Consider the following 15687-nt stretch of genomic DNA (forward strand, 5'->3'; position numbering starts at 1 on the left):
AGAGGCTCCCTAGTGCAGCGAATCGCTCTCGGAGCGTTCCCACAGGGTAGGCTCGCCATTACTGCCCGCAATGGCTTGCAGCTTGGCACTGTGCCGTGCCACTTCAGACTCACTTGCACGTACCACTTTCAACGGTGAGCGCTGGGCATCCAGTCGGCGGATGGCTTCTGCCACTGCGCTACCGCCCTGATCAGCGCCGTCACTCCCCCCCAGCGACAGCCGGGTCTGGCCACCGGTCATGGCGAGATAGACATCCGCCAGGATCTCCGCATCCAGCAAGGCCCCGTGAAGCTCACGGTGCCCGTTTTCCACGTCATAACGGCGACACAACGCATCCAGGTTGTTCTTCTGGCCGGGATGCTTCTGCCGTGCCATAACCAGGGTATCCAGTACCCCGCAGCGCTGTTCAATGCTGCCGTAGGCGGCGCCCAGCCGGCGCAATTCATGGTTCAGGAAGCCCACATCAAAGGGGGCATTGTGAATCACCAGTTCGGCGCCATCCACGAAGGCCAAAAACTCATCGACCACCTTGTCAAACGTAGGCTTATCCGCCAGGAACTCGGTGCTGATGCCGTGCACAGCCAGCGCCCCTTCGTCGATGTCCCGTTCAGGGTTGAGGTACAGATGAAGATTATTGCCGGTGATCCGGCGATTGATGACTTCCACACAACCGATTTCGATCACCCGATGCCCATCATTGGGCTCCAGACCGGTAGTTTCCGTATCGAGTACGACCTGACGCATTAGCTTTCCTTCACCAGTATTCGGTTACAACTCGTCGATGCCACGATTGGCCAGCGCATCTGCCCGTTCATTTTCCGGATGTCCGCTATGCCCTTTGACCCATTGCCAATCGATGGTGTGTGGCTGCGCAGCGGCATCCAGACGCTGCCACAAATCCACATTCTTGACCGGCTGCTTTGAGGCCGTTTTCCAGCCGCGCTTCTTCCAGTTGGCCATCCAGGAGGTAATGCCATCCATGACATAACGGGAATCCGTGGTCAGCACCACCTGGCACGGCTTGGTCAGGGTTTCCAGCCCACGAATCGCGGCCATCAGCTCCATACGATTATTCGTGGTCTCAGGCTCACCACCGTACATTTCTTTCTCATTGCTGCCGTAACGCAACACAACGCCCCAGCCCCCTGGGCCAGGGTTACCCCGGCAGGCGCCGTCGGTATAAATATAAACTGCTTTCAATGAATCAGGACTCCCGGTTCTGCTGCCCCCAGCGCGCCACCGGCACAGGAACAACGGTATTGCGAGGCACTTTACGTTGGCGGCTCGGCAAAGGCTTGACCATACCCGCCCGCTTGCGGGCAACCAGCAAATAGGTACCGCCATGACGAGGCCACAATACGCGCCCCAGCCACGCCAGCAACCGAATTCGCGAACGGCCATGTTGAGAAAGCGGCATAGTATAGAAGCCACTGGCCATCCCATCGACCTCAAATCCCAACACCTGCAGCCAGTCCGTGACACGGTTTGGCCGGTAGAAACGGCCGGACCAGCCAGGACGCTCACGCCAAAAGAACCAGCGCGCCAGCCCCATCATGCTCAAGGGATGGAAACCGACCAGCGCAATCTTGCCCCCCGGCGCAATCGCTCGGCTGGCTTCCCGTAACACCTGGTGAGGGTCCTGTGCGAAATCCAGCACATGATGCAGCACCATGAGATCGACGCTACTCTTGGCAAAGGGCAACAACTCCGGCCGCGCCTGGATCGCCACTCCGTCAAACCCTGGCGGCGCCACCGAGGTATGCCAGCGCAAGGGGCACTCGCGCAGCAAGTCCTGGCCGCGGCTACTGTACGCCACCACAGCACGCTGTCCGACCTGGCCGCGCAACCACTCGTTGAGCATGCCCGCTTCAGCAGCCAGCACGGCCTGGCCGGGCTCTGTTTCGAGCCATTGGTCGAACGCGCGGACCATCACTTCCGAGCCTGCGGCAGAGGGGCTGAACGAAATACGGTTGAGTGGCGGCAATTGCATGGGGACAATACCTGTTAAACGTCTTCTTCAGGAGCCTATCACGTCATGCTGTCGAGCCCCACTGCCATCCCCGCATTCCGTGACAACTATATCTGGGCCATCTCCCGTGGCGACGCTTGCGTCGTGGTCGATCCCGGTGACGCCACCCCGGTCGAGGAGTTTCTGGCCCAGCACGCTCTTGCTCTCACCGCCATCGTGATCACCCATCACCACCCGGATCACGTGGGCGGAATCGCAACCCTTACCGCCAACAGGGATATCCCCGTGTATGGCCCAGCCCGAGAATCCATTCCCGGCATGACGCATCCCTTGCGCCACAATGACTGCATTACCCCCGCTGGGCTCGATATCGCCCTCAGCGTGATGGAGGTGCCTGGTCATACGCTGGGACACATTGCCTTCTACTGCGCCGACCAGCACTGGCTGTTTTGTGGCGATACCCTGTTTGCCGGAGGTTGCGGGCGACTGTTTGAGGGAACTCCGTCACAAATGCATGACTCCCTTCAAACCCTCGCCGAACTGCCTGGCGAGACCCTGGTCTACTGTGCCCATGAATATACTCAGGCCAATCTGGACTTTGCCCTGGCGGTAACGCCGGACGATCTTCGGCTGCAGTCACGACACAGCGCCGTGAAGCAGGCAAGGCAGCTGGGTGAGATTACCCTGCCCTCCACGCTGGCCGAAGAAACCCGTACCAACCCCTTTTTGAGGGCATCGGATCCTGCTGTCAAAGCAGCCTGCGAGGCCCGCGAGCCCGGTGCCAGCGAGAGTGATACGCAGACTTTTGCCACCTTGCGTCGCTGGAAGGACAACTTTTAGCCTTCAGCGCTTGCTGCCGGCAAAGCCTGACTTTTAGAATTACCAAAAATTTTTGCTGTCCGAATTATTATGAAAATATTTTTTAGCGCAGCCATGTTGCTAGGACTGGCCCTGTTGTCTGGTTGCGCCAGCCATCAATCCATCGATGAATTACCTCCCATGCCAGCGGCCGAGCCGTCGGTAGATGATGTGAACCTGGCCAATGGCATGGAAGAGCCCGCGCCGGTGGAAGACGCCAGCAATCCCGACCCGGCTGATGATGACGATCTGTGGGTTCGCCTGCGTGCCGGATACGGACTCGATCTCACCGTTGAAAACGACCGTATTCGCGTGCAACGGGAATGGTATGCCCGTCACCCGCAATACTTTCAACGGGTGACCACTCGCTCCGAGCGCTATCTTCACTACATTGTCGAGCAGGCAGAAGCCCGTGAAATGCCACTGGAACTGGCACTACTACCCATAGTGGAAAGCGCCTTCGACCCCTTTGCCTATTCGCACGGTCGCGCCGCAGGCCCCTGGCAGTTCATCCCCTCCACCGGTGACTACTTCGGCATGCACCGCACCTGGTGGGAAGATCAGCGTCGCGATGTCATCAAATCTACCAATGCGGCCCTGGATTACCTGCAGAAACTGTCCAATCGCTTTGACGGCGACTGGCTTCTGGCGCTGGCCTCCTATAATGCCGGTGGTGGCACGGTCTCACGGGCCATTCGCCGCAACGAAGAAGCGGGTAAACCGACAGATTTCTGGAGCCTGAAACTCCCTCGCGAAACCACAGCCTACGTGCCCAAGCTGCTCGCCATCGCCCAGATCGTGCAGGAGCCGGGCAAGTACGAGGTACCACTTCACCCCATCCGCAACGAACCCTATTTCGAGCAGGTGGACACCGGTGGGCAAATTGATCTGGCCCAAGCGGCCCGGCTGGCAGACATTTCTGTCGAAGAGCTGTACCTGCTCAATCCATCTTACAATCGCTGGGCCACCTCACCGGACGGCCCTCACCGGCTGCTAATCCCGGTTGAGCGGGCAGACACCTTCCGCACGGGCCTCGCCGCCCTTCCCGCTGACCAGCGCATGCAATGGGCCCGCTATGAAATTCAGCCCGGTGACAACCTCGGCGCCATTGCACGCCGTTACCGCACCACCCCACAAGCGCTTCGCAGCATCAATCATCTGCAGGGAAGCACCATTATTGCCGGTCGTACCCTGTTGATTCCTGGCCCGGCGGCCAGCAGCGACAGCTATACCCTCAGCGCGGAGGCGCGCCTCGCCGCAAAACAAGGCCGTGAGCGAAGCGGGCGTACCCGGCAGAACTACACGGTACGCTCCGGCGATACACTCTGGGACATCGCTCGTTCCCACGATGTCGGGATCAAAGAACTGGCACGATGGAATGATATGGCGCCCGGCGACAGCCTCAGCATCGGTCAATCACTCGCCATCTGGACCAAGGGCAACAAGGCCACTACTCCAGCCAAGCGGGCACATGACAAGATGGTGCGCAAAGTCCGTTATGCCGTACGTAACGGGGATTCCTTGTATGCCATTGCCGACCGCTTTAATGTATCGGTAAACGATATCAAGAGCTGGAACCAGACAGTGGCCAGCAACCGATACATTCAACCCGGGCAACGGCTGACTCTTTACGTTGATATTCGCCAATCTTTCTAAACGATGTCTGATCACTGCCTGCCTGTGCCTGGGGATTCTCCCTTCGGCACAGGCGGAACAGCCCCACGTCACTCGTAGCCATGGCTACCACCCCTTCGGCGACCTGAAATACCCTGCCGACTTCAAGCATCTGGATTACGTGAACCCGGACGCCCCCAAAGGCGGCAGTATCACCTTGTTTGGAAACGGCACCTTCGACAGCCTCAATCCCTATATCCTCAAGGGCATCAGCCCCGCTGATACACCCGGCATCCAGATGTACGGGGTCACCGAGCTGGGTGACAGCCTGCTAATGGGATCTCAGCCACATAACCCGCTGGGGGATGAAGCCGGAGCAGCTTACGGGCTGATCGCCGACTGGATTGAATACCCTGAAGACCGCAGCTGGTGCATTTTTCACCTGCGTGATGGCGCCCGCTTCCATGATGGAGAACCCATTCGCGCTGACGATGTGGTGTTCTCATTCAACACCCTGCGCGAACAGGGGCACCCCGAATACAGCCTGCGGCTGGTCGATGTGGCCTCTGTCGAAGCGATAGATCCACAAACGGTTCGCTTTACCTTCAGTGAGGCGCGGCGGGACTTGCCCCTGATTGTTGGCGCCATCCCGATTCTGCCAAAGCACTACTGGGAAAAACACGATTTTACCCGAACCACACTGGAACCGCCGGTCTCCAGCGGCCCGTACCGGGTCAGCGACATCAGTGGCGGTAAAAAGGTGGTATTTGAGCGGGTTGGAGATTACTGGGCACAAGACCTGCCAGTGAATCGCGGGCGTTACAATTTCGACAAGGTAATCTTCGAATTTTACCGGGATGCCGATGTGGGATTTGAATCGTTCAAGTCTGGCGGTTATGACCTGCATTACACCTACAGCTCGAAACGCTGGGCTACCGCATTCAACTTCGCCGCCATGAATGAGGGGCGAGTCTTGCGGGCGGAAGTCCCCCACCGGATTCCCCGCCCGGTTCAGGCCTTTTTCTTCAACACCCGGCGGGCCCCCTTTGACGACCAGAGGGTGAGAAAGGCGGCAAGCCTGCTGTTCGATTTCGAGTGGTCAAACCGTAACCTGTTTGCCAACGCCTATACCCGTACCGTTAGCTGGTTTCCCAATAGCCCGTACCGCGCCAACCAAAGCGCAACAGACGCCGAGAAGGCCCTGCTTGCTCCGCTGACCAGCGCATTGCCCGACGATTACTTTTCTGCGGACATAACCCCGCCGGTCAACGACGGCAGCGGCCAGATCCGTGACCGAATGCGTGAAGCCCTCACCCTGCTCAAGGAGAGCGGCTGGCAGATGCAAGGCAACAAGCTGGTCAACAGCGAGGGCAAACCCCTTCGCTTCACGGTTCTGAATTACCATAACCCCGGCATCTACCGCATACTTGCTCCCTGGTTCCGCAATCTCAAACGACTGGGTATTGAAGCCGATTACCGGGAAGTCGACCCTGCGGCCTACAAGCAGAAACTCGATCATTTCGAGTATGACGTGGTGCTGTTCGTGCTGCCCATGCGCGACTACCCCGGCCCGGAGCTGAAGGATTATTTTCTCTCCGACAGCGCCAACATTTCGGGCAGCCGCAACCTGGCCGGCATCAGCGATCCGATTGTGGATCACCTGGTTAACACCGCGCTGTCCGCCGCGACAGAAAATGACTATACGCAGGCACTGCAGGCACTGGATCGTCGCCTGCGCTACCAGCATTATGGCGTCCTCAATTACCATATCCGCCACCACAGGATTGCCTGGTGGGACAAGTTTGCCCGTCCCCCGGAACCAATCCCCTTCGGGCTGGGTCTGGATACCTGGTGGATGAAAGAATAAAAAGGAGTTCCTATGGCCATTCACGGCACCATTCATCAACGAATGCTGCGTGGGCTGTTTCTGGGGTTGTGTCTTTGTTCCGGGCTAGCCAGCGCGGAAGTTCACAAGGGCCACGCCATTGCCATGCACGGCGAGCCCCAGTACCCGGCAAGTTTCAGTCATTTTGACTATACCAATCCGAATGCTCCCAAAGGCGGCTCCCTGCGTCTGCATGTGGTGGGTAGCTTCGATTCGCTCAACCCGTTCGTGCCCAAGGGGCGCCCCGCTGCCGGCATGGGGGCAACCGATAACTCCCATCTCTACGATTCGCTCACCGTGCGCGGCGAAGACGAACCCTTCACCCAATATGGGCTACTGGCAGAAACCATCGAGTGGCCAGATGACCGCAGCTGGGTACGCTACCACCTGCACGAAGAAGCCCGTTTTTCCGATGGGCACCCGGTGCGTGCCGAGGACGTGGCCTGGACCTTTAACACCCTGATGGATAAAGGGCGCCCTTTTTACAGCTATTACTATGCAGAAGTGGATAACGTCGAAATCAACGACCCACTTACGGTGACCTTTCATTTCAAGCCTGGCAGCATCAACAAGGAGCTCCCGCTGATCATCGGTCAGCTTCCCGTGTTACCCAAACACCTCTGGGAAAAACAGGACTTAGAAAAAAGTGGCATGTCTATTCCCGTAGGCTCTGGCCCCTACCGTATCGTCAAGGCCGACCCCGGCAAGCAGATTACCTATGCGCTGCGTGACGATTACTGGGCAAAAGACTTGCCGGTCATGCGCGGCCGTAACAACTTCGGCACCATCACTTACGATTATTACCTCGAAGAAAATGTGGCACTGGAAGCCTTCAAAAGTGGCAACTACGACTGGCGCCACGAAAACAACTCAAAACTGTGGGCAACGGCCTACAAAGGGCCCGCTTTCAGCAAAGGGCAGATCAAGACCGAAACCGTCGCTCACCACAACCCGTGGGGCGCACAGGGCTTCCTGTTCAACATCCGCAAACCCCTTTTCCAGGATATGACCCTGCGCAAGGCCATCGGCTACGCGTTCGATTTCGAGTGGTCCAACAGCAACCTGTTCTACGGTCAGTACAAGCGTAACCGCAGTTATTTCGAAAACTCCGACATGGCGGCAACCGGCTTGCCCAGCAAGGCCGAGCTGGCATTGCTGGAGCCGTTCCGGGACCAGCTACCCGATGAAGTCTTTACCACTGCCTACCAGCCCCCGCAGAGCGACGGTTCTGGCCGCCCACGTGAGAATCTTCGCCAGGCGCAACAGATGCTCAAACAGGCGGGTTACCAGTTCCGTGATGGCACCCTGTTCTCGCCCAAGGGGACCCCGGTCAAATTCGAGATTATGCTCAGCTCCCCGGCCTTCGAGCGTGTGGTGCTGCCATTCTCGCGCAACCTCAAAGCCCTGGGCATTGACGCCAGCGTTATCACCATCGATTCAGCCCAATACGTGGAGCGCATCCGTAATTTCAATTTCGACATGATTGTGGGGCGCATCGGGCAATCCAGCTCTCCAGGCAATGAGCAGAAGGAATACTGGAGCTCAGCCGCGGCCGATCAACCCAACAGCCGCAACCTGATCGGCATACAGAACCCGGTCGTGGATGCCTTGGTCGACCAGATCATCGCGGCCCCCAACCGTGAAGCGCTGGTGACCAGCTGCCGGGCGCTGGACCGGGTGCTGCAATGGAATTACTACTCGGTGCTTAACTGGTACACCAACGAGCACCGCATTGCCTACCAGTCCAGGCTGCGTCATCCGGATTTTGCCCGGTACGTGCCACTCGATACTTCTCTGGACACCTGGTGGGATAGCACTGCGCAATGAAGCTTTATATCGCCAAACGCCTGTTGCTGGTGATACCGACTCTGTTTGGCATTTTGTTGTTGAACTTTGTTGTTATCCAGGCCGCGCCCGGTGGGCCCGTGGAAAAAACCCTGGCTGAACTGCAGGGGATCGGCACTGGCGGCACCGGAAGCAGCTTTGCCGGCGGCAGTGCCGACACCATGACCGGGGGCAATTACCAGAATGCCAAAGGGCTGCCCCCGGAACTGGTGGAGCGTATCGAGAAGATGTACGGCTTTGACAAGCCTGCCCCCGAGCGCTTCTGGCTCATGGTGAAAAACTATTTCAGCGGCAATTTTGGCGAATCCTACTACCGCGATCGGTCGGTCACCGAGTTGATCATCGAGCGCCTGCCAGTCTCTATCTCTCTTGGCTTGTGGAGCACCCTGATCGCCTATCTGGTCTCCATTCCCCTCGGCATTCGCAAGGCTGTGCACGATGGCACCCGTTTTGATGTATGGAGCAGCACCCTTATCGTCATCGGCTTCGCCATTCCCAGTTTCTTGCTGGGCCTGCTGTTGATCGTGCTGTTTTCCGGCGGCTCCTATTTCGAATGGTTCCCGTTACGCGGCCTCACCTCTGACAACTTTGATGAACTCACGGTAATGGGCAAGGTATGGGACTATATCTGGCACATCACCCTCCCCACCATAGCCATCGTGGCCGGCAACTTCGCCACCCTGTCCATGCTGACCAAGAACTCCTTCATGGATGAGATCCGCAAGCAGTATGTGCAAACCGCCCGCGCCAAGGGTCTGGCGGAAAAACAGGTGCTGTATGGTCATGTGTTCCGCAATGCCATGCTGATTATCATCGCAGGCTTCCCCGCTGCCTTTATCAGCATGTTTTTCACCGGTGTGCTACTGATCGAATACATCTTCTCACTGGATGGCCTCGGCCTGCTGGGCTTCGAAGCGGTGATCAGCCGGGACTACCCGGTGGTATTCGGCACCCTGTTCATCTTCACCCTGTTGAGCCTGGTCATGAAGCTGGTCAGTGACCTGACCTACGTGTGGGTCGATCCGCGTATCGATTTTGAGCGGAGAGACCACTGATATGCCTCTGCTGAAAATCACCAACCCCGTCTGGGCCCGCCAGTGGCAAGCATTTCGCAGCAATCGTCGCGGCTACTGGTCGCTATGGGTATTTCTGGTGCTGTTTGTGATGAGCCTTGGTGCCGAGCTGGTTGCCAACGAAAAGCCGTTACTGGTGAGCTTCGACGGCGATTGGTACGTACCGGTATTCAACAGCTACCCGGAGACCACCTTCGGCGGCTTTTTCGAATCTGAAGCCAACTACCGAGACCCGGTGGTAAAGGAGCTGATCAACGAAAAGGGCTGGATGATCTGGCCCCCTATCGCCTTCAGCTACAACACCATCAACTACGACCTGGATGTCCCTGCCCCGGCCCCGCCCTCCTCGGAGAACTGGCTGGGCACCGATGACCAGGGCCGAGATATCCTGGCCGGACTGTTGTACGGGTTCCGCATTTCCGTGCTGTTCGGGCTGATGCTGACCATCCTGTCGAGCATCGTCGGTATCCTCGTGGGTGCTGTGCAAGGCTACTACGGCGGCAGGCTGGACCTGTTTGGCCAGCGTTTTATCGAAATCTGGTCCAGCATGCCCACCCTGTTCCTGATCATAATCATTTCCAGTTTTGTGGTTCCCAGCTTCTGGAGCCTGCTGGTCATCATGTTGCTGTTTTCCTGGATGACACTGGTGGATCTGGTTCGGGCTGAATTTCTGCGCTGTCGAAACATGGATTACGTGCGCTCAGCCAAAGCCATGGGCGTGCGGGCACCGGTGATCATGTTCCGCCACATGCTGCCCAATGCCATGGTCGCGACGCTGACCTTCCTGCCCTTCATCCTCAATGCCGCCGTTGTCACACTGACATCACTCGATTTCATCGGCTTCGGCTTGCCGCCCGATGCCCCCTCGCTGGGCCGGCTGGTAGGCCAGGGCAAAGCCAACTTGCATGCGCCCTGGATTGGTATCAGCGTTTTCACCACACTCACCATCATGCTGACGCTGCTGGTGTTCATCGGCGAAGCGATTCGTGACGCCTTTGACACAAGGAAGTTTTTGCAATGAGCCTGCTTTCCTTGCGCGGACTACACATACAGTTTGGTCATCAGGTTGCCGTGGATGGCATGGATCTGGACCTGGAACCCGGTCGCATGCTGGCACTGGTGGGCGAATCCGGCTCGGGGAAGTCGTTAACGGCCCTGTCGATACTCGACTTGCTGCCCGACAGCGCCACCTGGAAAGCGGACAGCGTGACTTTCGAGGGTGAGGACCTGCTGCAGCTCAACGACAAGCAGAAGCGGGCCTTGCGCGGCGGCCGTATCGGGATGATTTTCCAGGAGCCGCTGACCGCCCTCAATCCCCTGCACACCGTCGAGAAGCAAATCAGCGAAAGCCTGTTTGTCCATCAGGGCATGAGCCATGCCCAGGCCCGCAAACGTTGCCTGGAACTGCTCGAACAAGTGGAACTGCCCGCCAGTGATGACATGCTCAAGCGCTATCCCCATCAATTAAGTGGTGGCCAGCGCCAGCGCGTCATGATTGCCATGGCGTTGGCCAATAATCCCCAGGTCCTGATTGCCGACGAGCCGACTACCGCTCTGGATGTCACCGTACAGGAAACCATCCTGACCCTGATCAAACGACTGCAGACCGAGCTTGGCCTGTCGATCCTTCTGATCAGCCATGATCTTGGCGTCGTCGGCCGGTTTGCCGATGACATCATCGTCATGCACAACGGCAAACGCGTGGAAGCCGGGCCGACGCGGACCGTGCTGACGGAACCGCAGCAGGAGTACACCCGACACCTGCTGGACTCCGAACCTCAGGGCCGTATGCCAGCCCTGCCTCAGGACACCGCCGTCCTGCTGGAAGCCACCGATATCGACGTGGCTTTCAAAGGTAAACGCACCCGGCTACTTGCTCCGGCACCGGTATTTCAGGCCGTAGACCGCATCAGCCTGACGGTACACAAGGGCGAAACCCTCGGCGTTGTTGGCGAGTCAGGGTCGGGTAAATCCACCCTGGCACTTGCCCTGCTCCGGCTGATCGCCAGCAAGGGCAGCATCACCCTGGATGGCACCGCCATCCATACACTTAGCCAGGGGCAATTACGGCCATGGCGCCGCCGCATGCAGGTGGTGTTTCAGGATCCCTTCGGCAGCCTCAACCCCCGCATGACGGTGGGCCAGGCCATTGCTGAGGGGCTTGCTGTGCACGAACCAGCCCTGAGTCGAGAGGAGCGCGACACTCGTGTCAGTGCCCTGCTGGACGAAGTGGGCCTGCCACAACAAGCCAGGCACCGGTATCCCCATGAATTCTCCGGGGGCCAGCGACAACGTATCGCCATTGCCCGGGCACTTATCCTGCAACCAGACCTTTTGATCCTTGATGAGCCAACCTCAGCGCTGGACCGCAGTGTCCAGTTCCAGATTCTGGAACTGCTGAAGTCCCTGCAGCAACGCCACCAGCTGAGCTATCTGTTTATCAGCCACGATCTCAAGGTAATCCGCGCCATCTGTCACCGCGTAATGGTGATGAAAGATGGCCAGGTGGTCGAACAGGGGGACGTGGAAGCGATATTCGATGCTCCCCAGCAAGCCTACACCCGTAAGCTGATCAACGCGGCTTTTGCTGGGGATTAGTGGCCTGTTAAAAGCCCCTTGCATGTCACGCCAAAGGAAACACACCGTTGCATTTCAATGGGGCCGAGTTCGCGTCATCAGGGCAGAAATTGCCTATACTTGGCCGCAACGCACACACTGCACCCACATAAACCGGGATACACCTGAAACCGTTGAGGGAACACCATGGGATTTCTTGCAGGCAAACGCTATTTGATCGTTGGTATTGCCAGCGACCGCTCCATCGCTACCGGTATTGCCGAGGCCATGCATCGTGAAGGCGCCGAGTTGGCCTTCACCTACCAGAATGACAAGCTGCAAAGCCGTGTGGAAAAAGCCGCCGAACGTTACGGCAGCAGCACTGAACTGTGCTTTCCCTGTGATGTCACCGATGACGCCCAGATTGACGCGGTATTCGAGGGTCTGGCGGCCAAGTGGGATGGACTGGACGGTATCATTCACGCTGTCGGCTTTGCCCCCGGTAACGAACTGGACGGTAACTTTGTCGACGTGGCCACCCGCGAAGGATTCAAGATTGCCCACGACATCTCCAGCTACAGCTTCGTCGCGCTGGCCAAAGCGGGCCGCAAGATGATGGCCGGCCGCAACGCCGCCCTGCTCACCCTGAGCTACCACGCCGCTCGTCAGACCGTGCCTAACTACAACGTCATGGGCATGGCCAAAGCCAGCCTGGAAGCGTCTGTCCGTTATTTGGCCTCCAGCATGGGGCCGGAAGGTATCCGTGTTAACGGTATCTCTGCCGGTCCGATCCGCACCCTGGCTGCCTCCGGGATCAAGAAATTCCGTAGCATGCTGGACTACAACGCTGCCAAGGCGCCACTGCGTCGCAATGTAACCATTGAGGAAGTCGGTAACACCGCCGCCTTCCTGTGCTCGGATCTGGCGTCCGGCATCACTGGCGAGATTACCTATGTCGATGCCGGTGCCAGCACCGTGTCCATGCCCTTCGAGCTGGAAGCCGACTAAACAGCGGCAAAGTAGCAGAGAAGGCAGCTATCCTCTCGAACCCAACAAAAAGCCCGCCCGGGAAACCGGGCGGGCTTTTTGTTGGCAGAAGAACCTTCTATGGAAGCCGTGCAAGCAGGGTTATTCGCTTCGCCCCCCTTCGGGGCCGCACTGCGTGCGTTACTCCGCTGCGCGACTCACCCGGGGAGTACTCGGGTTATTAATTGGCATCGAACTGATCGATCGCGGAGGCGTTTCCGCTCTTCTAAAGCCGGGAACAATTTTGGGTTTTTCTATCGAATCGAGCGTAGCTCGTAGCTGAACGCTGCCCCAGACACTAAAAAGCCCACCAAAAGGTGGGCTTTTTAGTGGTACGAATGCGGAGTTACTGTTCATCACCCGTATTGGGACTCAGGCGAGATGAATGCAGTTCCACATCCCCTTCTTCTCTCAACAGGGCAACAACCTGGCGGAAACTGCGCTGCCCTTCGATATTACCAAGCTCACGCAGGGCAGCCAGCTGTTGCTCATCCGTCAGCGGCTCAGCGTTACCGTCTTCCACTCGGGTGACTTGATAGGCAATCAGGGAGCCATTGCCGGTGCGGGTAATCGCCACACTGCCTTCACCTTCTTCTGCCGGGCGTGACTGCGAAAAAGCGCCATTGACCACTTCCATGGACGGCTCAGCGCCCCCCCGTTGCAGACCTTCCTGCTCCTGGACTTCCGCCTCAAACAGGGTAGCGATATCTTCCAGGCTAGCGCCCTCTTCCAGCTTTTTCTCGGCCTCGCCGATCAGGGACTGAACCTTGTCCGCCGCGCGCTCACCCTTGATACGCTCCTCAATGGCGAAACGAACTTCGTCCAGAGGCAGCGGCTCTGCGGCCTTCTCTTCGACAATCCGCACGGCAAGATACTGACCCGGGGCAGATTCCAGCAACTCACTGTTATGGCCATCACGGCGGACTTCATCGCTGTTCAGGGCTTGCTGAACAGCCGGCGCGTTTAACGGAGACGGCAACGCGGACAGGGCAACCCATTCGGTACGCTGTACTTCTGCACCGATCTGCTCTGCAGGGCTGTCCAGTGAGCTATGCTCGTACAAAGACTCTTCAAGAGTCGCCACATCTTCATTGAGCATCGCCTCAGCACGAGCCTGCTTGAGATCCGCGCGAATTTGCGAGGAGAGCTCTGCCAGGGTAGGCATGTCACGCTCTTCTGCCACTTCGGTGACCTTGATCAGGTGTACACCCGCATCGCTTACTACCGGTGCAGACACCACACCCGGTTCGAGTTCTGCAATAGCCGCCTCCATTTCTTCCGGCAACGCGCCCTTGGTCACCACGCCCAGGTCACCACCACTGGAGGCCGAACCCGGGTCGTCCGAATAGTCCGCAGCGGCATCGGCGAAACTCATACCACCGGCAATGGCCTTCTCGGCTTCTTCGGCACGAACCTTGGCGTCTTCCAGACTACGATCACCGTCTACTGCGATCAGGATATGCGCTACCTTGCGAGCCGTATTGGCACCGGATTCAGCAAGAATCGCCTTGCGGACCTCATACTCTTCTGCCACGTCCTCATCAGTGACCGACACCTGATCGGCGTACTGATCTGCCGAGAGGCTCACGTAGGCAATACGGAACTCTTCCGGACGCATGAATTCGCCCTGGTTCTCCTCGTAGAAGGTGGCGATTTCATCGTCACTCACGGAGAAACTGCTACGCAGGGCATTGAGATCCAGCTCGGTATAGCGGATATCGCGAACCTGCTCACCCAGGCGGCGCTGCTCGTCCAGTTCGGACGGCAAGGCGAAGTTCGTGGCCATGAAGCCCGCACGATACTGTTCTTTCACCATGTCCTGCTGGAGCCCACGGATGTAGCCCTGCGGGCTCATGCCACGGCTACGCAACTCACGCTCAAAACGGTTGTTGGAAAACTTGCCGTCTTCCTGAAACAACTCGATCTGGCGAACGTCAGCCGATACCTGGCTGGTGCTGAAAACCAGCTTGGATTTCTCGGCAGCACTGAGGATCAACTGTTCGTTAACCAAACCATCCAGCACCATTGCCGGACGTACAAATGAATCCAGCAGCGCGGGATTCATGTTCGGGCTTTGCTGCCGCAACATGTCGCGTACACGCTCTACCCGCTGATTGACCGCGTTACGGGTAATAGGGGTGCCTTCAACTTCAGCAACCACATCACCGCTACCGCCACCAACAAAATAGCCGTAAAAGCCGGAAATCACGAAAGGAAGAATGATCGCGGCAAGCAGGACCTTGCCCACGGGACCGCGGACAAACCGTCTGAACTCCTGCATGAAATTACTCCGTCGAGGTACTCTCGAATTACGATTTGAATGTCTGTCTTGTTATGTCAGAACCGCCACCAAGCGACAGTTCCTTTAAACTGAAAAAAGCGCATCCGCTAACGGGTGCGCTTTCTCAAACTGGCGGAGCGGACGGGACTCGAACCCGCGACCCCCGGCGTGACAGGCCGGTATTCTAACCAGCTGAACTACCGCTCCTGCAAACAGTTTAGTTCACCGCATCCTTCAGCGCTTTACCGGCTTTGAAGCCCGGTACTTTCGCTGCCTTGATCTGGATGGTCTGGCCAGTTTGCGGGTTACGGCCTTCACGGGCGGCACGCTCTTTAACAGCAAAAGTACCAAAACCTACCAGAGAAACGCTGTCACCATTTTTCAGGGCGCCAGTTACCGCTTCCAAAGTAGCGTCCAAAGCACGACCAGCGTCAGCTTTGGAAATGTCCGCGCTAGCGGCAATCGCATCAATCAACTCTGACTTATTCACAAAGTTCCCCTTTCTGTTTTCCCGGTTTTATGGTCGAGGCGAGACGCACTCTCCTTTGGCGAAGCCGTTTTTATACCAACGGGTATAAGG

The 15687-nt window shown here is 57.9% G+C and carries 13 protein-coding genes and 1 tRNA gene; 8 read left to right on the forward strand and 6 right to left on the reverse strand.

Annotation, left to right across the window (positions count from 1 at the left end; translation table 11 throughout):
* Positions 1 to 9: 9 nt before the first annotated feature.
* From dnaQ to Q672_RS31725, 3 genes are read right to left on the reverse strand one after another with little or no spacing between them, the layout of a single operon-like run.
* A complete protein-coding gene (dnaQ, locus tag Q672_RS31715) occupies positions 10 to 744 on the reverse strand; it encodes a DNA polymerase III subunit epsilon (protein WP_022986561.1) in 735 nt (244 codons plus the stop codon).
* 24 nt (positions 745 to 768) lie between these two features.
* On the reverse strand, positions 769 to 1200 hold the full coding sequence (gene rnhA, locus Q672_RS31720; protein WP_022986562.1) for a ribonuclease HI: 432 nt from the start codon (positions 1198 to 1200) through the stop codon (positions 769 to 771).
* A gap of 4 nt (positions 1201 to 1204) precedes the next feature.
* Entirely contained in the window at positions 1205 to 1990 is a 786-nt protein-coding gene (locus Q672_RS31725) for a class I SAM-dependent methyltransferase (protein ID WP_022986563.1), read from the reverse strand.
* 45 nt (positions 1991 to 2035) lie between these two features.
* On the opposite strand from Q672_RS31725, the gene gloB reads away from it, so the two are divergent.
* The 8 genes from gloB to Q672_RS31765 all read left to right on the forward strand — a co-directional run bounded on the left by gloB (position 2036) and on the right by Q672_RS31765 (position 12808).
* A complete protein-coding gene (gene gloB, locus Q672_RS31730) occupies positions 2036 to 2809 on the forward strand; it encodes a hydroxyacylglutathione hydrolase (protein ID WP_022986564.1) in 774 nt (257 codons plus the stop codon).
* A gap of 69 nt (positions 2810 to 2878) precedes the next feature.
* Complete coding sequence (locus Q672_RS31735) at positions 2879 to 4483, forward strand: LysM peptidoglycan-binding domain-containing protein (RefSeq protein ID WP_031227018.1); 1605 nt, start codon at positions 2879 to 2881, stop codon at positions 4481 to 4483.
* A complete protein-coding gene (locus Q672_RS31740) occupies positions 4461 to 6308 on the forward strand; it encodes an extracellular solute-binding protein (protein WP_022986566.1) in 1848 nt (615 codons plus the stop codon). The genes Q672_RS31735 and Q672_RS31740 overlap by 23 nt, the downstream gene beginning before the upstream one ends.
* A gap of 12 nt (positions 6309 to 6320) precedes the next feature.
* Positions 6321 to 8153, forward strand: a complete 1833-nt coding sequence (locus Q672_RS31745; protein WP_022986567.1) for an extracellular solute-binding protein — start codon at positions 6321 to 6323, stop codon at positions 8151 to 8153.
* Positions 8150 to 9226, forward strand: coding sequence for a microcin C ABC transporter permease YejB (locus Q672_RS31750; RefSeq protein ID WP_022986568.1), 1077 nt, complete (start codon positions 8150 to 8152; stop codon positions 9224 to 9226). The genes Q672_RS31745 and Q672_RS31750 overlap by 4 nt, the downstream gene beginning before the upstream one ends.
* Before the next feature lies 1 nt (position 9227).
* Positions 9228 to 10265 carry an ABC transporter permease gene (locus Q672_RS31755; RefSeq protein ID WP_022986569.1) on the forward strand — a complete coding sequence of 346 codons (1038 nt, stop codon included), beginning with the start codon at positions 9228 to 9230 and terminating at the stop codon, positions 10263 to 10265.
* Positions 10262 to 11842 (forward strand): ABC transporter ATP-binding protein, encoded by a 1581-nt coding sequence (locus Q672_RS31760; RefSeq protein WP_022986570.1) that lies wholly within the window; start codon positions 10262 to 10264, stop codon positions 11840 to 11842. Before Q672_RS31755 ends, Q672_RS31760 begins: the two co-directional genes overlap by 4 nt.
* A 165-nt stretch (positions 11843 to 12007) precedes the next feature.
* On the forward strand, positions 12008 to 12808 hold the full coding sequence (locus Q672_RS31765; RefSeq protein ID WP_022986571.1) for an enoyl-ACP reductase FabI: 801 nt from the start codon (positions 12008 to 12010) through the stop codon (positions 12806 to 12808).
* A 364-nt stretch (positions 12809 to 13172) separates the two neighbouring features.
* On the opposite strand, the gene Q672_RS31770 is transcribed toward Q672_RS31765, so the two are convergent.
* The 3 genes from Q672_RS31770 to Q672_RS31780 form a co-directional block, all read right to left on the reverse strand.
* A complete protein-coding gene (locus Q672_RS31770) occupies positions 13173 to 15107 on the reverse strand; it encodes a SurA N-terminal domain-containing protein (protein ID WP_022986572.1) in 1935 nt (644 codons plus the stop codon).
* A gap of 130 nt (positions 15108 to 15237) precedes the next feature.
* A tRNA-Asp gene (locus Q672_RS31775) sits at positions 15238 to 15314 on the reverse strand.
* Positions 15315 to 15324: 10 nt separating this feature from the next.
* A complete protein-coding gene (locus tag Q672_RS31780) occupies positions 15325 to 15597 on the reverse strand; it encodes an HU family DNA-binding protein (protein WP_022986573.1) in 273 nt (90 codons plus the stop codon).
* Positions 15598 to 15687: the final 90 nt, after the last annotated feature.

The organism is Alcanivorax sp. P2S70 (assembly GCF_000475295.1).
Classification (GTDB): domain Bacteria; phylum Pseudomonadota; class Gammaproteobacteria; order Pseudomonadales; family Alcanivoracaceae; genus Alcanivorax; species Alcanivorax profundi.

Excerpts from the sequence above, each read along its gene's own strand:
- gloB (WP_022986564.1), top strand. The coding sequence starts at position 2,036 with ATGCTGTCGAGCCCCACTGCCATCCCCGCATTCCGTGACAACTATATC.
- Q672_RS31755 (WP_022986569.1), top strand. The coding sequence starts at position 9,228 with ATGCCTCTGCTGAAAATCACCAACCCCGTCTGGGCCCGCCAGTGGCAA.
- Q672_RS31770 (WP_022986572.1), bottom strand. The coding sequence starts at position 15,107 with ATGCAGGAGTTCAGACGGTTTGTCCGCGGTCCCGTGGGCAAGGTCCTG.
- Q672_RS31760 (WP_022986570.1), top strand. The coding sequence starts at position 10,262 with ATGAGCCTGCTTTCCTTGCGCGGACTACACATACAGTTTGGTCATCAG.
- Q672_RS31735 (WP_031227018.1), top strand. The coding sequence starts at position 2,879 with ATGAAAATATTTTTTAGCGCAGCCATGTTGCTAGGACTGGCCCTGTTG.
- dnaQ (WP_022986561.1), bottom strand. The coding sequence starts at position 744 with ATGCGTCAGGTCGTACTCGATACGGAAACTACCGGTCTGGAGCCCAAT.
- Q672_RS31765 (WP_022986571.1), top strand. The coding sequence starts at position 12,008 with ATGGGATTTCTTGCAGGCAAACGCTATTTGATCGTTGGTATTGCCAGC.
- Q672_RS31750 (WP_022986568.1), top strand. The coding sequence starts at position 8,150 with ATGAAGCTTTATATCGCCAAACGCCTGTTGCTGGTGATACCGACTCTG.
- Q672_RS31725 (WP_022986563.1), bottom strand. The coding sequence starts at position 1,990 with ATGCAATTGCCGCCACTCAACCGTATTTCGTTCAGCCCCTCTGCCGCA.
- Q672_RS31745 (WP_022986567.1), top strand. The coding sequence starts at position 6,321 with ATGGCCATTCACGGCACCATTCATCAACGAATGCTGCGTGGGCTGTTT.